Consider the following 17324-nt stretch of genomic DNA (forward strand, 5'->3'; position numbering starts at 1 on the left):
ATCAACTTTATCGTAAATATCTTAGCTGGATTAGCAGCATACAGTTTCTTCCCTAAGAAACCTTCAATCAAATATCAAACGGTAAAAACTAACCAATTGTACGCTTTTTAATTATCGAATTCAGGTTGATAATTTTGTTGATAAAAACATTAAAAACAATTAAACTTCAGAAGAAGAATAGTATGGAAGAGTCAATATTTTTAAAATTAGGTTATTTTCCAAAAGAACTACCACCTCCTTTTAATACGACCAAGCTAGCCAAAAACATCGTAGAACTAAGATCAATATGGACCAGTACTTTTAACAGACTTAATAAGACAGAACGACAGAAATACAGAGAAACAAACTCTTGTAAATATAATATTCCAAAAAATGGATACATAAGGAGGGTACTCCATATTCCAAATCCTTTTAGTCACATCCAACTTACAGAAGTTATTTCATCTAACTGGAATGATATCCAAACTAAGTTAAATAATTCAACAATATCTCACAGTAGGCCTGTAGAAAATACTCTTTCTATCAGGTCATTAAAAACAAAAAGTAATTTTAGAGACTTCACTTTGGAGCGTTTGCTATTGTCAGCAGATATGCTATTCGAAGTAAAAACTGATATTTCAAGGTTCTATAATAGTATTTACACGCACTCAATTCCTTGGGCGATCCACGGTAAAAGTGTAGCGAAAGAAAACAGAACAGATTTAGACCTATTGGGTAATAAGTTAGACAAAATTCTTCGGGAAGGAAATCATGGTCAGACAATGGGAATTCCTATTGGTCCTGACACCTCCCTAGTTATTGCTGAGATTGTTCATAGCGAGATAGACAGGTCAATTCAAGAACAATTTCCGAGATTAAAATTTTTGAGATATATGGACGACCTATATGCATATTGCGACAACTTAGCAGAAGCTGAAAAGTTTATCAAAAATTACCAGATTTTGTTAAGTGAATATCAGCTTGAACTCAATGAGGAGAAAACAACCATCAGCCAAAAAATATTTGAATTCGAAAACAAATGGACATCACAACTATCTGCCTTCAAATTCAGAGGTACTATAGGACAGAAAACAGATATTGAGCGATTTGCCTCCATTACTTTTGATTTATATAAAAAATACCCGAATGACTCGATATTACTTTATGCCATCCAAATATTATCCAAGCAAGATATCATCGACAACTCTTGGGAAATATATCAGGCTATTCTTTTCAAAGTTTTGTTAGTAGAACCAAAGGCAATGGAAACTATCGCAAAAATTTTCATTAAAAATGAGAATAAGGTTGATAAAAAAATATTTAAAGGAATCTTAGACAAGATACTTGATGAAAATGCAGGTAAAAACCATCATTATGAACTATCGTGGGTACTCTGGTTAATGAAAGAGTTCTCTTTTAAACTGACTAAAGCGCGAGCAGATATGATTGTAAAATCACAAGATAGCTTTTCTCTCTTATTATTATTGGATTTAAAATCTAATGGTATGATCTCAAGTCGTTTTGACACAGAAAAAATCAAAGATATGATTAGCCAAGATGCTTTATCTGGAGAGAAGTGGTTGCTAATCTATGAAGCTCTTCTAAAGGGTTGGATAGAATTAGATAATGACCTTTTATCAGACAATAAATTCTTTTCTATTATGAGAGAATTAAATATTTCTTTTTATGATGAGACATATACATCTCGACCAACGATCAATGAGAATACAGTTCAAGAAAGATCAATTTATGATTTCTTAAATCCACCTATTTCCAGACCTTTTTAAACATGAATGATTTTAAATTAATAGCAGTACGTCCCAGAAAAGGATGTTCGAAAGATATCTTGAAGAACCTAAAAGAAGATCACTACTACTTTTTTGACAATAATTACGAGCCCTCAGAAGACGATTTTATTAAAAAGAAAGACATATCCTACGGACATGTACCTCAAAATTTTTATTATGAAAGAAAAGAAGGCAACAGTACCTCGCTTAATCATGTAAACATACAAGCAGTTGTAGGCAAAAATGGTGAAGGTAAAAGTAGCCTTTTAGATTTTCTGATAAGAATTCTAAATAATTTTCATTTTTTAATTATCCCTGGTAGCTTTAACCAGCTATTATTTATAAAAGACTTGTATGGGGAAATTTACTTCAGCTTAAACGAAAACATCTATAGAGTAAAATTCGTCAATGAAAACTCTCTATGTACCTTCGATAGAAAAAAAGATGATAAGATAGAATCAACGAATATTTTAGATGAGCCAGAAGATGAATGGACATATAAAGAAATCTTGTTTTTTACTTTGGGGATAAATTACTCATTATACTCATGGAACACAGAACATTACAAAAACGAAAAAGTTTCTTCCGCCCCCTCACTATACACAGACAATGGAATTTCTTTTGCAGAACAACAAAATTGGCTTAGGAGACTATTTCATAAAAACGATGGATATCTGACGCCAATCGCACTTCATCCATATAGAAACAAGGGAATTATTGATGTAAATAACGAAGAGTTTCTAACGAGACAAAGATTATTAAGCTTATGTATAAATCCAAAATTAAACTTTGATAAAATTAGCGAAGAGCAAAACTTCACGGATTTCGTAATCAGAGAGAAAGAAACAGATTATATCCTTAATATACTATCTTCTATATCATATGTTATTGATCCAAAAACGGCAACAGATATTTATAGTTTTGTAATCGACAATATAGAGAAACACTATAGTTCATTAGTAAACGAGGACTTAATAAAAACAATTGATTACTTCAAGAACTTACCTCCTAATTTCCTTACAAACATTAATAAAATCAATAGTGTTTTTAAAGACAAAACTCTAGGTGGCGAAAATCAAATTTCTAACTTCCCAAGAAGCAGAAGTGCTCTAGAAAATGATTTAAACCTAAGAGGTCTCACAGAAGAAAATCATAATACCATTATAGACTTCGTTGAAATATTCGAAGAGGACTTACCATATATTAATGATAGAATTCTTATTTTATCATTTTATATAACTGAAATTTATGAAATCTGGAAACAGGTAATTTATAAAAATGGAATCAATGACATTGAAAAAGGTGAAATAGAAAAATGTTTAAATTATTTAACATATAAAACGCTATCAATAACAAATAAGTATCCGAAATACAAAGAAAGACTACCTTTTGACGGTATATACATTTTCTCAAGTAAAACAGTGGAATACTATCAAAGTCTAAGGGAAGTATGTAACGGGTATATCACTTCTTTACTAAATGACCGAAGTCATATTACACTAAAATTATTTCAAACCCTAAATTACGTATGTAATTTTAATAAGGTAAAATATCCTCATGATTATAGTAAACTATTTAGAGACTTAAAAAAAGATAATCTAACAAAAGAGAGTTTCGAAATAAAAATCGAAAAGTATACATCCGTAGTACACTCATTATATGAATCATATTCTAATAAAAAAGAAAATAATACAATTAGCATTGAAAGATTCTACTTAGAATTTTTACCCCCTCCTATTTTTTTTGTAGACTTAAATATCAAGAACGAAGAAGGACAAAAAACAACATTTGACTCTCTTAGCTCTGGAGAAAGGCAACTGATCAACGTTACAAGTTCTATTGTTTACCACTTAAAAAATATCGATTCAATAGATAATAGCAATGAGCACTATGAATTGTTTTCATATAATTACATTAATATTGTACTAGATGAAATCGAGCTTTACTTTCATCCTGACTATCAGAGGCAATTTATTAGTCGATTATTATTCTTGTTAAACCACGTTCATTTTTCAAATGTAAAAGCATTAAATATCTTAATGATTACCCACTCTCCTTTTATACTAAGTGATATACCGAAAAACAATGTATTATTCTTAGAAAAAGGCAAGCAGTCATACCCTATGTCCGAGAACACATTCGGTGCTAATATACATACTTTGCTTCAGCATGGCTTCTTCTTGAACAGTGTGCCTATTGGCGAGTTTGCAAAGAATAAGATCAATGATCTTTTTGATACTCTTCACAATAAAGACCTTAATGACGAATCTTTCCATGATATTGAACAACGGATACTTCTAGTCAGCGAACCTTTCATAAAGTCTCAATTATTAAAGTTATATCATGAAAGAAAACCTCAAAAAAAAACACCTAGAGACGAAGTTTATATATCCTTAATGGAACGAATTAATTACTTAGAAAAACGTTTAGATGATATCAATAATCAAAGATCAAAATAAGCTAGATCAACTCGCACAAGAGTACCTTGCAGAGGTAAAATCGTATTTTAATATTCCCAAAAAAAACAGATTAGCAACTATTTCTAAAGGTAAAAGAAGACTGGAGTTCAGAATGATAAAATATTTAGATGAACACCTTGAGGAGATTATTCTTTGTACTCCATCTAACTTAAAAGCAAAGCACGCTGATTTTATCGATTCTTTTAAATTGAATCTCAACGGAAATAATCAGCATCGAAATCAATTCAAGGCATTTAAAGAAAGAATGGAGAACTACTTTAAACGCATTTTATCAAAGAAAATCACGAAGAATCAGGAAGAAATATCGATTGGGCGATGGCTTACAAAAAAAATAGAGGTAAGTGTATGCCCATATTGTAACCATAATTATACTCTAACAGTAAATGATTTTGAAAATGACGTAAATTTTAGACCAGAATTTGACCATTTTCTACCAAAGTCAATTTACCCAATACTTGCTTTGAGTTTCTATAACTTAGTACCAAGCTGTTCTATATGTAACAAACTTAAAAGCAGTAAAGAAGTAAGGCATACACCTTATAACTTAACTGAAAATACTCCTATAAAATTCGAGTTCTATGGCTACAACAAAGAGCAAATAGAAAACGATGACGAAGATCAGACAAAAAAACACTTACTAGGCTTAGGAAAAAACTACGATTCAATATATATCAAAGCAATTTCAGAGCCCCCATCCACGAGCCCAAACTGCAATATTAAAGTATTAGGGATCGAGCAAGTCTACAATCATCATACAGATTATGTTCAAGAAATAATGGACAAAGCACAACAGTACAACATAAATAGCTACGAAGCAATGATAAATACCTATAAAGGCTTAGGAAAGACAGAAGCAGAAATCGATAGAATAATATGGAGCTCTTATCTGGATGATCATTCCAAACGGCCACTTTCTAAACTAACCCATGATCTTTTAATACAATTAGGGGTAAAAAATGGATAGATACACTATACTCGTTGGTAATGACATCAACAATATCTCACCCGGCGTAAGTTGGGGAGATTTATTAATGAATATAAAAGCAAAATATAACGTTCCTCTTCTTGCTAATGGTAACAAACCATTCCCAATGCTATATGAGGAGATATTCCTTCATGCTATTAAAGAAAACAATATTGATGAAACACAACTAAAAATCTATATTGGAGAGGAAATTTCGCGGATATCTCAAAATAAAATACACAGTTTAATAAGAGAATTATCTACGGACAACATTCTTACGACAAATTATGAATTCAGTCTAGAGGGGGGAATTCCGAAAGTTAATACCAGTTTGGTAAAAGAGACCGCATACAGTGTATTTCGACAGTATGAGGTTAATAGCAAAAAGTACTGGCATATCCATGGAGACTGTAATGTTCCCGCCTCTATAAATTTAGGATATGAGCATTATTGCGGTCAGTTGCAGAAAATGAGGGATTATGTTGTAAATGGCCCTAATTACACATCAAAGAGAATACATAAAGAATCGCTCATCAGGAGGTTGAAAAAGCAAGAAAAACTTAATCTCCAATCTTGGATTGATTTATTCTTCACGAGCGATGTCCATATTTTTGGACTAGCTTTAGATTTTGTAGAAATAGATATTTGGTGGTTATTGACTTACCGAGCTCGATGTAAATATTACAAGAAAAATAGCTTTATTGAAAATAAACTATACTACTATATTCCTCATAAATATGTCGAAGACTCTACTGATAAGATTCAATTACTGGAAGCTAATGACGTTAATATTATTATCATCGAGATCGATGATATTGCGGAATATTATCAAGACGTAATACATAAAATACGGTCAAAGTATGATTGATTTTGAAAAGCATGGCAGTCTATTAGAAGAGTTCAAAATTGCCAACAAATTAATACGTTTAGGATTTGGTGAACTACAGAACATCGACGGAACAAATGATTTCTATTTTCTTCCATTTCAGCTGTTATCTCAGGGATTTGAGCGAATTATGAAGGCTTACATCTGTACTGTTTACTATCATCGTCAGGAAGAGTACCCTAATTATGAATACCTAAAGTCTCTAGGTCATGATTTAAGTAAGTTACTCAATGAGATTATTGAACATTATTATGAGAGAAGTGATCAACACCAGTTGTTGTTAGATCAGAAGCTGTTAGATGACGATAAAGATTTTTGGAAGTTACTCTCCATTATCTCTGAGTTTGGCAAATTTGCACGTTATCACCATTTTGATATTATAACAGGGCACAAAAAACCAAGTATCAACACGGTAAAATCTTGGACGGATTTTGAAAGCCGCCTAATTGAAAGATTGGAAATACCTACTAAAAAAATATTTGATCCAGATCCTAAATCCTTAAATGAAGTATATGCTGAAGTAGCCCGATATATCATTGTAAAATTTGAAAGCTTTGTATCAACACTCGGGAGACAAATTATCTTTGAAATAGCGGGTATCTACGGCAAGCAGGTTTCCTCAATTGGGCTTTATGATTTTGGATTACTTTATCAAGATGATTTTGGATTGACTAACTATAGAGTGAATACTTCGAATTATAACGAGAAACTAAAGCCCAAAACACCATTTACTTTAATCGATAGAATCAAAAGATTCTTGAATACTGACGTTAAATACAAGACTATAAAGAAAGAAGAGTATCAAGGAAGCTGGCCCTTCTATTCTGACAAGGTAACCGTACAGTGTGAGCGGAAAGTTTGGTGTACTATAATCATTGAAGGGAATCAGTATGCACTCAATGGCTCCGCAAAAAGTAAATACAAATTAGAGAATCCACACGACGCAGGCATGGCTATTCTTGGAATATCACTTGGTGATTTTATAATTATAGCTAGGAGTTTGTAACTAATAATTTATGATGAGTGATGAACTAATCAAGCATCGATCTCTAAATCCTTTATATGAATGGGCTGTATGGGGACACCTTTCGAACAAAAGGGAATTAGAATTGATTCTTCTTAAAGGACATTTAATGATTGAGAGCACTTTAGAAGCTTGTTTGTCCGAGAAGATGGAAAATAGATTTAATGAATTGTCATTTTTCAAGAAAATAAAAATATTCGAAGAAATGACATTCGAAAATAAGACCAAACACAATTTCATAATAGAATGTTTAAATCAATTGAATGTGATTCGCAATGAACTAGCTCACGATGCCCTCTTTGAGATGGACGAATCGAATATTATGGATTGGTCAGAAGAAATACATAAGGAATTGTTCGGGACGAAATATAGCAAATACACAATACGCACAAAATTCATTCATGCCTTTTCTTTTTTAGCAATCAACATCCTAGAAATGGATAGTTTAAAATACAGAATGATATCTCAGATTAATGAGACCACTACACCAACTCCACCGCTTGTAGCTCTGCTGCCAGACGATGAAGCCCCTCTTCTATCTTCTTAAGCTGAGGCTGGCGAGGTTTCTTTAGCCCCGAGGAGTAATGTTGTAGCTGACGCTGATTGATCCCAGTAATCTTTTCTAAAGCGGCATTGGTAAAGATCCCTTTGTAATAGCTGAGAAAACTCTCTGCATCAAAGTGGTACACGATCTCATACTTACCTTTGAGTATGGATGGTATATTGTCATCTGTAAACTCCTCGGTAATGATCGCTATGGCATCTAAGATAGATTGCTTGGCCTCTTCGACGGTATCACCACCACCATAGATGCCTGCGGCATTCTCTGCGTAGGCGCTGAACATGTCTTGGCTACGTTCGATAATGATCTTTAATGTTTTCATATCTGTTTATTTTCTATTATCATGGGGATCGGGAGCTAATTAAAGCCCCAGATCCTTCATGATTTTCTTGCGAAGGCCCTCTCCTATCTCTTTGCTACCATGATAAGGAACTGGATAGGTCTTTCCATCCTTCTCATAAATGTAATGAGATCCTTTGGTACGGATATGGATCCAGCCATTGTTTCGCAATAATCTGTGGAACTCACTTGATTTCATAATGAAAAAGTTTTAAATGTGCCTGGATAATTTATGCCTTAAACCACCAATCACACCTCGAACTCCACAATACAAAGGTAGTATATTCACTACTTTAATTCAAAATTATTTTGCACTACCTTTAGCTAGTTGATAAACTTATTCTCTAAAAATGAAAAAAGGAACAAAAATCACCAATAAACCATACCCTTTCAATCCAGATGAAGATCATAACTTGGCTCCGAAAAATAGGATCGCCTATATTATGACTAAGGAAATTAGAATTTTATTTATCGCAGTTAGCATAAATCTGTTTATTGCATTTTTCCTGTTCTACCTTTTGCCGGGGAATGATCTTGCTGATGTCTTTGACTTTATCAATAATTTCGGTCTTAATCTTTTCGTAGGCATCACGGGTTTGTACGCCTTTGCATATTACTGTGGTTTACGATTAAACTGAATGCTTAGAATACGTACTTACTATGGGATTTTAGCCATTTTTATGATATTGTTTGTAGGCACATTAGCAGGCTCTACAGTGGGATATTTACAAGAAGGACTCCCATTAAAACACAATGAATCAATAGTTGAAGGGATAGTAGATTATTATGTTAAGCCATTTTTCTGGATATCCTTCATCGGATTTATCCCGACTATGATATCGGGTGTAGTGATCGGAAGTTTAATAAAAAGAAATTCTAAAAATTAATCGAGAATAGTATAAAAAGTCTCTACATTTAAGTTGCAATTCCACTTATAATTGACTCCTCAATTGAAACTGATTCAGAGAACTTACGTTTATTTTATAAACTTATTTGTGCTGTCTGGCTTGGGAGAATATTGATGAACACGAAACGTATCTTGAATAGCGTCTTCTTTAAAATTATAATTGTTAAACCGTTCTGTTAATATAAACGTTGTATCGTTTAGAATCACACCACTCCTAATTACTGTTTTCACCCCACCTCCTCCTTAGCGTGACTAATACTTATTTCTCTTTCTAAAAAAATTGCTACCGATTAGGCCTAAAATTTGCTATATTGAACTAAGTAAACTTAAATGTGCAAGCAAAGTAATACAATTCGTACCTTTGCAAAGACGAATGGCTAGCAATCGATCATCATGGGACAACAAGACTATATAAAAGATATCGCTCGATTTGGGTTGGAAAACGACCAGGAGAAGCTATTGTCTACGTTGAACGAATTTATCGAGCACAACAAAAGTAGCAAGAGGGTCAACTTTGCCCTGCAGCTACAATCTTTGCTCAAAGATAGCCTACGCAAACAGCAACATAGCGCACTGCAAAAGGTCGGCTCGCCATCACACTATCAACAGTTACAAGACAGAGAAACAGATGAGTTGATCCTAGAGAAACTCACGTCCGACTATAGCTTGGAAAATCTGGTATGTACCGCATCTGCTAAAGATAATCTGGTCAACTATCTGGAAGAGCACCGCAACAGCGAACTGTTATCTAAATACCAACTACCGATATCCAACAAGCTGCTGCTCTATGGCCCATCGGGATGTGGTAAGACATTGGCGTCCTATGTCATCGCGGGTGAGCTACAGAAGATGATGATCGTGGTCAATCTCGGTGCTATAGTATCTTCTAAACTGGGGGAGACAAGCAAAAACTTGGCAAAGATATTTCGTAAGGCGGCACAGGAAGACTGTATCATCTTTATCGATGAGTTTGACTCACTGGGCAAGGTGCGTGACTACAGCCAAGATCATGGTGAGATGAAGCGCGTGGTGAATACGATATTGCAACTCTTTGACTATCTACCGCATAGTAGTATGGTGATCTGTGCGACCAACCAAAAGGATATGTTGGATGAGGCTTTGCTCCGTAGATTTGATCTGGCGATATCGCTAGAACTACCAGATCAACAACAGATACAGCAATTAATACAATTGGTCTTAAAAGAAGGACAGTTTGGCTTTGACCGGAAGGTACCGATGAAGAGTCTGATAGAGGTAGCGCAAGGGCTCTCCTACTACAGTATACAGAAGACGCTGATCAATGCAATAAAACGAAGCTTATTTGCAATAAAAGATACAAAGGCACTAAAGCCCAAGATCAATACGCAGATCTGGTATGATCTGCTGATACAGGAAAAAGAAGCCTTGGCTATTGTATAAGCCAAGGTTTTTTTGTGTAAAAGCATTTTATGCTTCGGCTTCGAGATCTTGGTCGAGATCTATATTATTATTATTAATCACCTCCAAATTATTTATCGCCTGCAATTCGTCATATAGACTCTGATCTTGGCTTTTTGATTGATCCTGTATTCGGATCGCCAACGAGAATTCATGCTCCGGTGTTCGTTCTATCCACTCTCTCAAGTCGTAATCTAAATTATCCTTGACAGCGCAACGAATGACTAGAGCAAGCTTATTTTCTATCTTCTCGATATCATTTTTAGCTAGCATGATATTCATCTGCTGTCTGTTGGAGAGCGGTTTATTGACTAGTGGAAAAAAATCTTCTGACCATGACTGAATATCCTTTTTTACACCAAGTACTTGATTTTTCACTTTTAGTTTTAACGCTGACAATTGCTTATTCTCATAATCGCTTAGTCCTGTACCTTCTTTTCTTTGCTCAAGCCCCCATATCTCGTCTGTCCAATAATCTCTATAGTACCCATGATTTCTATCAGATATGATATCTGCTAAATCATCTACAGAGTCTACTACGCTATTTGCAAAATTAAATGATATGTGCAAAGGATTATAATCTACGTGATTTCCCCAAGCAGGATTAACCTTAAAACATAAGGTAGCCTGGATATCAAGACACTTTGAAGTCGTGGTATCTAATAGATAATCAGGAATATTGACAAGAACAACTTTGTGATGATCTGTAGGGATAATATCTTCGATAAGCAAAGAAACTTCGTCATCGTTTGAATACAACAATCGCTCTCTATCTGGTTTCCCATATCCTACTAAATTACGATGTATATCTTCTGCTGATAAGAATTGTTTTGTGACATTAGCTTTATCACCTCTTTTTAGATCATCAAAATTCGCTTTAAATTTTTCTCTAGAAAAAGTTCCTTTCCGCTTCGTGACTGAACCTTCTAGGTAACTGTGAGAGAAACTATCGGCGCTATTTAGCATCAACGCTTTAACTGATTGTAAGGATATATTGGGATATTTATTAACCAATTTTACAGCCAAATTGAGTGCTAATGGTGTCGCTAGACTGGTCCCTGCATCGAAAGTGTAATAATCTGTCCCAACATCTCCAAATCCGAGTACCTGCATTCCTGAATCGCCGTCTAATAAATCTCCTCCTGGCATCACAATGTCCGGCTTGAAAAGATTTTTATTCGCATAGCTATTGCTCAATAACACACCATTGATTTTTTGCTTAAAATCGTAATGATTTTTTCGTGAATAATAGGCTGGTAAATCTCTATCAAGACTTAAATGTGTAGTAGTGTCCGAGCGATAATTGTCCGCCAATGCACCAACTGAAATATGATTCATGCTTTCGGCAGGCTGGCATATATTAGTAAATTCGCAAGAATGCCAATCGGACGATTCTCCTGGATTATAAAAGTGATTGGGATAGCTATGCAACTCATGGTCATCTGCCTGCATAGCTACAAGATCATCGTAATTCATATTGCCTGCGGCTATAAATATCAAGATATCTTCTTCGTAAGCCAATTTATCTAATAAATATGCAAATAATGAAGGAGCTTCATTATAAGCTTTGCTAGGTCCACAAACAGAAAGATTAAATAGTCTAATTCCTTGGCTACGATGCACATCACGTATTGCTTCAACTATACCTATGATATCGAGGTAACTATTCATACTCTCTAGGATTTTGACAGAGAATATCCGTGCATCTGCGACAATATTCTCCTCAGCTGAAAAATACCTCGCACCAACTGCTGCAAGACTCGCAACTACTGTCCCATGCTGATGAACTGCAAGTAGTGCATCGTTAGTAGCTGTAATATCATGCCCACCCACAACAATTTCTTGAATGGGCTCTATTGGTCTTATTCCATTATCTAGAACTCCAACTACCGTATTGAAAATTAGATTATCCAGAATTCTAAAATCCCAAGTTAATCGAGCCGCATTAAATTGATCTGGCTTTACTTTCACACCACGTAAAGAATGTGCTTGAACCAGAATATCAAAGTTTTTCGCGAGTTCGACTACAATCTCTCGACTTGCCCCTTTTAGCTGAACCATCTTATCATATGCATCTACAGTAAAAGAATCAATTGTTCCTGATGCTTCTAGTTCCTTGAGATGCTTCTCTAAAGTATGTCGCTGTGCTTGGTACGCAGCATCAATATAGGCGGTGTTATTTATGAATTGAAAAACAAGATCTGTAGCACAATTATTTCGGATATCGTCCGCTGTATGATATTTAACATCATACAACGTCGTCATTATAGCATATGCTTTGCCTTGCGGAGAAATCTTATTACTACTTTCTACATATTGATTCAGTAATTCATCAAATCTTCTAAATTTTTCTTTGTCAGTAATGGCAAATAAAATAGTCCTATTGAAGTCTCGTTGCATCACGGCGCTAAGTCCAAATTCGTTCAAAAATCGCGACCGCGTTTTGAATAAGGCTCCATCATTGAAGGGAATTAAAAACCTTATTTCTACAATCTCAATATTCACATTAACAAGTGTCTTGTGACTTAATCGGACTGATCTATCTTGAGCTAATTGAACAAATGAATTGTAGAGTTTTTGCTTATGTAACCTATATGCTTCAGGATCTTTGGGTTCTATTTCTGTATCAGAAACATATCGAGATTTATTAAATTTATTTACCTGTCCAAAAGGATTTTTTAAATATAGATGGGGTAGTTTTCGTTTCATAATTAGCAATTAACTGGATTCAAGACCAATATATCAAATAACACACATTATTACAATATCACTGTTAATATAAGATACCCTTCAAATAGGCCTGTTGTCTGAAAATTTATAAAATATTAGTTTAATTTATTGGGATTCTATGCTAGCTCATCAGCTTTAGCTGCTAGTCTTATAACGTGATGAACTAAGAAGGTGTCAATCAAAGAAAGCGCGTAGTTTCTGTCGATGGGTAACATATCGGGTTTTAATAACTCTTCATCGATATAACGTTTCGCATTCCACAACGAACGGGTCAGTTCAGGATGTTCTGGTTCAATCCTTTTGATGATACGATCGAATGAGCGATTTGCGGCCTTTATAAATTTTTTATGATCTTCCCCTGTTAAAGATAATGAGGAAATTTTTGCGGTAGATGTCTTTGAAATGGAATCTTCTTGTTCCCATTCCATGTCTATTTCTTCATCTTTGGACAGTCGATAACTTTCGTAATAGACGTCCTGCTCTCTTTCCAAGAAAACGTCTTTAAAGATTTGCAATTTGAAGTCATCATCAAGCTTTAGGTTATTTTCGTTTTCTATACCCGATACATATGCATCCCAATCCCGCACTTCAACTCTATCCATATTAGTATACAATAGTCTGGATAGCTCAATTTTGGCCGAAGATGCTTTTGATAGGTCACTCCATTTTTCCAGTCCGCATAACTTCGCAATCACATGCTGGGCATTTCCTAACTTGAAGTTTTCTTCATTAATATTGAAGTCATTTACTAGCAGGTCGATTTGGAAAAATTTTGGATCGTAATCATAAACCTTACGGTCCAGTTTTGAATCAAATGAAGAACTTTGGGTTTTGAAATCTTTTAGAAGATTTTTTGCTTGGAGTTTGAAGTAATCAATAGTTGTCATAATACATTCCTGTTTAGACCTACTTTACTATCCTGGGTATTGATGCGTTCGTAATCTTGTTTGGATAATAAGCAGGAAAAAAGTTTGCATTATTAAACCATTGGCTGAATAGATCTTTGCACGAACGAGCAGGCTTGCCAACAAGCACATACAATGATAAAAAATAATTTTGTTGAAACAAAATTATTTTCAAAGTTAGATCTGCGTATATTGTAAGCTAAATCTTAATCAATATGTCTCCTGAAGAAATTATAGACAGTATTATAGAAGGGCTTACTCAATATCCTGACATTAAGATGGAGAGAAACAAACCGAACGAATTAAAGCTATACGAAACTAATGTTAACGGCCTAGGGATAGAGCTGTACGCTGACTTTCGTGAACATACGGTCTATATAGCCAATTTTCACTGGCATTTTCGTAACGATGAAAAAGAAAATATGGAGATGTATGATCTAATCATCAATGTCCTCCTGGGAAACAAGCGTCTGAAGATATGGTCTTATAATGAAGTAGAACATAAATGGGTTCTCCAACAACTGAATGAAGATGGAAACTGGATAGATGAAATGAGTACAGGCAAACTCAAAAAAACGCTTATTGAATCTGCTACTATCTATTATCGTCAGAACCAAAAAATCACGATGTCCAAATAATGAATAACCTCCTGTCATATAGACCCTTAATCAAGCATATAATTAAGATCGGAATCCTAGTACTCCTCTTGAACGCTGTGGAATCCTGTTCGTATCAAAATGGCAACCTCGCGGAAAATAAGGATACAAAATATTCTTTAACGGATTCACTTTATATAGATACATTGACTAGCGTGTACAACGACATCTTGGAAACAATACTGGAGACAGATACTAACACTGTTGAATTTAAAAATGAAAGGGGACAGCTAGCCTATCTCAAGAACTATTTTGAACAGAATAATATTTCGGACACAATTAACCATCATACCCCTGAAATACTACACCAAATATACTATGAGAATCTCAAAACTTTGTTTGACGATTGGGCTAAAGACTCTCTAGCTATCGTCAAACAGGCCAAAATACCGGATACTATTTTTATCAATCAAACGCTAAGGGATCGATACTATGGCAATCCTAATATCCTGAATATCCAGGCTCAATTGGCCCATTATTCATTTAGCCGCCCCTTACTTTCTGCCGATGGCAAACTCGCCGTCGTATATATGAATTTTGAATGTCCTTTTTGTGGTCACGGCATCATGTACTTCCTAAAGAAAATAGATGCAAGATGGAGAATTATCCTTAAGACAGACACATGGATTTCATAGTGTAAAAGGAGATATGGTCGTACGCTTGGATAACGATAAACGAAAAAACATTGAAGACATTAAAAATATTCTTGTACCTACTCCTCAAGGCATACAGATACCGTTAAGCCAGATTGCCAGGATTGAACTAAAGAACAGTCCTAACCAGATTCAGCGGGAGGATACCAAACGAAGAATCGTGGTCGGCTTCAATGTTCGCGGCAGAGATGTACAAACCATTGTAGAAGAGGTTCAGCAGAAAATAAATGCGAAAGTTAAACTACCAACAGGTTATCGAATTACCTACGGCGGATCATTTGAAAACCTCAATCAAGCAAAAGCCCGTTTGGGTATAGCCGTACCGGTTTCACTGGCCCTGATATTTCTACTGCTATTTTTTGCCTTCAAATCTGTCAAACACAGTCTGCTTATTTATACAGCCATTCCGTTGTCAGCCATCGGCGGTATTTATTTTCTTGCTTTGCGTGGCATGCCATTCAGCATCAGTGCCGGTGTAGGCTTTATCGCCCTGTTTGGTGTAGCCGTACTCAATGGTATTGTATTGATTGCCGAATTCAACCGCCTAAAAGCAAACGGCATAGCCAATACTACGCGTATTGTCTTGAACGGTACCCGTATACGTTTACGCCCCGTATTGATGACCGCATTCGTTGCCTCGCTCGATTTCCTGCCTATGGCTATCAGTACCGGTTCAGGAGCAGAAGTACAACGGCCTTTAGCGACTGTAGTCATTGGCGGATTGATGCTCGCTACCTTTCTGACACTATTTGTACTGCCTATTTTGTACATTCTCTTCGATAAAATTCAAAAACCGAAAAAACGATTTAGAAAAAACAAGAAACTGGTAACAACCGTCCTCCTACTCTTGCTGTTCTCATCCGTTTATGCACAGCAGCCTATCCAACTGGAGCAAGCCATAGATATTGCACATAAAAATAGCAGAATTGCCAAGAACAGTGCTTTGGTGACTTCGTATCAGGAACAGCTGAAAAACAGTTATTTGGATATACCTCAAACGGCTTTAACAGGTGAGTACGGCCGTATCAATACGCAGCACAATGACTATAAGATCGGGGTTTCGCAAAGTATCGCTTTCCCAACAGTATATAACCGAAGAAAGGACTGGCTGCAGGAACAATGGAAAGAAGCGGTTATCCAAGAAGATCTGACTAAAGCACAATTGGAAAAGAGTGTATCCGAAGTATTTTACCAGCTATTGATTTTGCAGGAGAAAGAAAAACTCTTACTAAAAGCCGATAGTTCTTTCGCTCAATTTCTGGAAAAAGCGGCCAACAGATTGCATCTTGGTGAAGCTAATGTTTTGGAGAAATCATCTGCAGAAGTACAACGTGCCCAGATTGCTATTCAATTAAAAGAGCTTCGTAGCACTTATACTATTGCCTTGTTGCAGTTTCAGCTATTGCTCAATACAGAGCAGCAGTACATGCCTGTTGGCAACATTGCCGAACCTGTTGTTGACCTTTCTCTAGCCGAAAACACGATTGATCAACATCCGGAAGTTGCCGTATACCAACAGCGGATTGCAAACGTAACAGCAGAAACCCAATGGGAAAAATCCAAATTACTGCCTGACCTTTCTGTTGGATATTATAAGCAAACGATGAACGACATTAACAAGAGCATGTTCAATTCTGTTCAGGTCGGAGTTGGCATTCCCATTTTCACCAGGGGGCAGCGAGCTTTTGTGAAAGCAGGTCAACAGAAAATTGCGATTGCAGAAAATGAATACCAACATCAAGCGGCCCTACTGCAAAACAAATTCAGGCAAACAATCTTACAATACCAAAATCATGTGGAAGTAGTCAAGAACTATCAGGAAGTCCAGATACCTAATGCCAATTTAATAATCGGCACATCGGAAAAACAGTTTGCCAACGGTGAAATAGATTATCTGCAATGGTCTGTGTTGAACAATCAGGCCATCAACATACAAATCAATTACATAGAAGCTTTGCGATTGTTTAACGAAACTATCATTGAGCTGAATTACATTTTATACGCTAAATAAATAA

At 35.4% G+C, this 17324-nt stretch carries 15 protein-coding genes and 1 pseudogene; 12 read left to right on the forward strand and 4 right to left on the reverse strand.

Annotated elements, in window-relative coordinates:
• The 7 genes and pseudogenes from FLS47_RS19120 to FLS47_RS00990 all read left to right on the forward strand — a co-directional run.
• A pseudogene (locus FLS47_RS19120) lies at nt 1-111 on the forward strand (IS982 family transposase); the annotation flags it as partial.
• A gap of 71 nt (nt 112-182) precedes the next feature.
• Nucleotides 183-1766 carry an RNA-directed DNA polymerase gene (locus FLS47_RS00965; RefSeq protein ID WP_149912532.1) on the forward strand — a complete coding sequence of 528 codons (1584 nt, stop codon included), beginning with the start codon at nt 183-185 and terminating at the stop codon, nt 1764-1766.
• Between the two features lie 2 nt (nt 1767-1768).
• Nucleotides 1769-4225, forward strand: coding sequence for an AAA family ATPase (locus FLS47_RS00970; protein WP_149912533.1), 2457 nt, complete (start codon nt 1769-1771; stop codon nt 4223-4225).
• A complete protein-coding gene (locus FLS47_RS00975; RefSeq protein ID WP_149912534.1) occupies nt 4197-5210 on the forward strand; it encodes an HNH endonuclease family protein in 1014 nt (337 codons plus the stop codon). The genes FLS47_RS00970 and FLS47_RS00975 overlap by 29 nt, the downstream gene beginning before the upstream one ends.
• Entirely contained in the window at nt 5203-6078 is an 876-nt protein-coding gene (locus FLS47_RS00980; RefSeq protein WP_149912535.1) for an SIR2 family protein, read from the forward strand. Before FLS47_RS00975 ends, FLS47_RS00980 begins: the two co-directional genes overlap by 8 nt.
• Complete coding sequence (locus tag FLS47_RS00985) at nt 6071-7102, forward strand: hypothetical protein (protein ID WP_149912536.1); 1032 nt, start codon at nt 6071-6073, stop codon at nt 7100-7102. The genes FLS47_RS00980 and FLS47_RS00985 overlap by 8 nt, the downstream gene beginning before the upstream one ends.
• A gap of 10 nt (nt 7103-7112) precedes the next feature.
• Nucleotides 7113-7667, forward strand: a complete 555-nt coding sequence (locus FLS47_RS00990; RefSeq protein WP_149912537.1) for a hypothetical protein — start codon at nt 7113-7115, stop codon at nt 7665-7667.
• Here FLS47_RS00990 and FLS47_RS00995 read toward each other — a convergent pair.
• Nucleotides 7603-8004 carry a type II toxin-antitoxin system HicB family antitoxin gene (locus tag FLS47_RS00995; RefSeq protein WP_149912538.1) on the reverse strand — a complete coding sequence of 134 codons (402 nt, stop codon included), beginning with the start codon at nt 8002-8004 and terminating at the stop codon, nt 7603-7605. The genes FLS47_RS00990 and FLS47_RS00995 overlap by 65 nt on opposite strands.
• Nucleotides 8005-8043: 39 nt before the next feature.
• On the reverse strand, nt 8044-8220 hold the full coding sequence (locus tag FLS47_RS01000; RefSeq protein WP_149912539.1) for a type II toxin-antitoxin system HicA family toxin: 177 nt from the start codon (nt 8218-8220) through the stop codon (nt 8044-8046).
• 151 nt (nt 8221-8371) lie between these two features.
• Here FLS47_RS01000 and FLS47_RS01005 point away from each other — a divergent pair, with 151 nt between their 5' ends.
• Entirely contained in the window at nt 8372-8659 is a 288-nt protein-coding gene (locus FLS47_RS01005; RefSeq protein ID WP_149912540.1) for a hypothetical protein, read from the forward strand.
• Between the two features lie 662 nt (nt 8660-9321).
• Nucleotides 9322-10347: an AAA family ATPase gene (locus tag FLS47_RS01015; RefSeq protein ID WP_149912542.1), complete on the forward strand. Its 1026-nt coding sequence runs from the start codon at nt 9322-9324 to the stop codon at nt 10345-10347.
• A 27-nt stretch (nt 10348-10374) separates the two neighbouring features.
• On the opposite strand, the gene FLS47_RS01020 is transcribed toward FLS47_RS01015, so the two are convergent.
• Entirely contained in the window at nt 10375-13074 is a 2700-nt protein-coding gene (locus FLS47_RS01020) for a S8 family peptidase (RefSeq protein ID WP_149912543.1), read from the reverse strand.
• 137 nt (nt 13075-13211) lie between these two features.
• Nucleotides 13212-13982 carry a hypothetical protein gene (locus tag FLS47_RS01025; RefSeq protein WP_149912544.1) on the reverse strand — a complete coding sequence of 257 codons (771 nt, stop codon included), beginning with the start codon at nt 13980-13982 and terminating at the stop codon, nt 13212-13214.
• 296 nt (nt 13983-14278) lie between these two features.
• Between FLS47_RS01025 and FLS47_RS01030 the strand changes: the two genes are divergently transcribed.
• The 3 genes from FLS47_RS01030 to FLS47_RS01040 all read left to right on the forward strand — a co-directional run bounded on the left by FLS47_RS01030 (nt 14279) and on the right by FLS47_RS01040 (nt 17320).
• Nucleotides 14279-14638 carry a hypothetical protein gene (locus FLS47_RS01030; protein WP_149912545.1) on the forward strand — a complete coding sequence of 120 codons (360 nt, stop codon included), beginning with the start codon at nt 14279-14281 and terminating at the stop codon, nt 14636-14638.
• Between the two features lie 188 nt (nt 14639-14826).
• Nucleotides 14827-15291 (forward strand): hypothetical protein, encoded by a 465-nt coding sequence (locus tag FLS47_RS01035; protein WP_149912546.1) that lies wholly within the window; start codon nt 14827-14829, stop codon nt 15289-15291.
• Nucleotides 15245-17320 (forward strand): efflux RND transporter permease subunit, encoded by a 2076-nt coding sequence (locus FLS47_RS01040; RefSeq protein WP_149912547.1) that lies wholly within the window; start codon nt 15245-15247, stop codon nt 17318-17320. The genes FLS47_RS01035 and FLS47_RS01040 overlap by 47 nt, the downstream gene beginning before the upstream one ends.
• Nucleotides 17321-17324 lie beyond the last annotated feature (4 nt).

The organism is Sphingobacterium cavernae (assembly GCF_008520265.1).
GTDB lineage: Bacteria > Bacteroidota > Bacteroidia > Sphingobacteriales > Sphingobacteriaceae > Sphingobacterium > Sphingobacterium cavernae.

Excerpts from the sequence above, each read along its gene's own strand:
- FLS47_RS00985 (WP_149912536.1), top strand. The coding sequence starts at position 6,071 with ATGATTGATTTTGAAAAGCATGGCAGTCTATTAGAAGAGTTCAAAATT.
- FLS47_RS01000 (WP_149912539.1), bottom strand. The coding sequence starts at position 8,220 with ATGAAATCAAGTGAGTTCCACAGATTATTGCGAAACAATGGCTGGATC.
- FLS47_RS00990 (WP_149912537.1), top strand. The coding sequence starts at position 7,113 with ATGATGAGTGATGAACTAATCAAGCATCGATCTCTAAATCCTTTATAT.
- FLS47_RS01015 (WP_149912542.1), top strand. The coding sequence starts at position 9,322 with ATGGGACAACAAGACTATATAAAAGATATCGCTCGATTTGGGTTGGAA.
- FLS47_RS00965 (WP_149912532.1), top strand. The coding sequence starts at position 183 with ATGGAAGAGTCAATATTTTTAAAATTAGGTTATTTTCCAAAAGAACTA.
- FLS47_RS01005 (WP_149912540.1), top strand. The coding sequence starts at position 8,372 with ATGAAAAAAGGAACAAAAATCACCAATAAACCATACCCTTTCAATCCA.
- FLS47_RS00975 (WP_149912534.1), top strand. The coding sequence starts at position 4,197 with ATGATATCAATAATCAAAGATCAAAATAAGCTAGATCAACTCGCACAA.
- FLS47_RS01020 (WP_149912543.1), bottom strand. The coding sequence starts at position 13,074 with ATGAAACGAAAACTACCCCATCTATATTTAAAAAATCCTTTTGGACAG.
- FLS47_RS00970 (WP_149912533.1), top strand. The coding sequence starts at position 1,769 with ATGAATGATTTTAAATTAATAGCAGTACGTCCCAGAAAAGGATGTTCG.
- FLS47_RS00995 (WP_149912538.1), bottom strand. The coding sequence starts at position 8,004 with ATGAAAACATTAAAGATCATTATCGAACGTAGCCAAGACATGTTCAGC.
- FLS47_RS01025 (WP_149912544.1), bottom strand. The coding sequence starts at position 13,982 with ATGACAACTATTGATTACTTCAAACTCCAAGCAAAAAATCTTCTAAAA.
- FLS47_RS01030 (WP_149912545.1), top strand. The coding sequence starts at position 14,279 with ATGGAGAGAAACAAACCGAACGAATTAAAGCTATACGAAACTAATGTT.
- FLS47_RS01040 (WP_149912547.1), top strand. The coding sequence starts at position 15,245 with ATGCAAGATGGAGAATTATCCTTAAGACAGACACATGGATTTCATAGT.
- FLS47_RS00980 (WP_149912535.1), top strand. The coding sequence starts at position 5,203 with ATGGATAGATACACTATACTCGTTGGTAATGACATCAACAATATCTCA.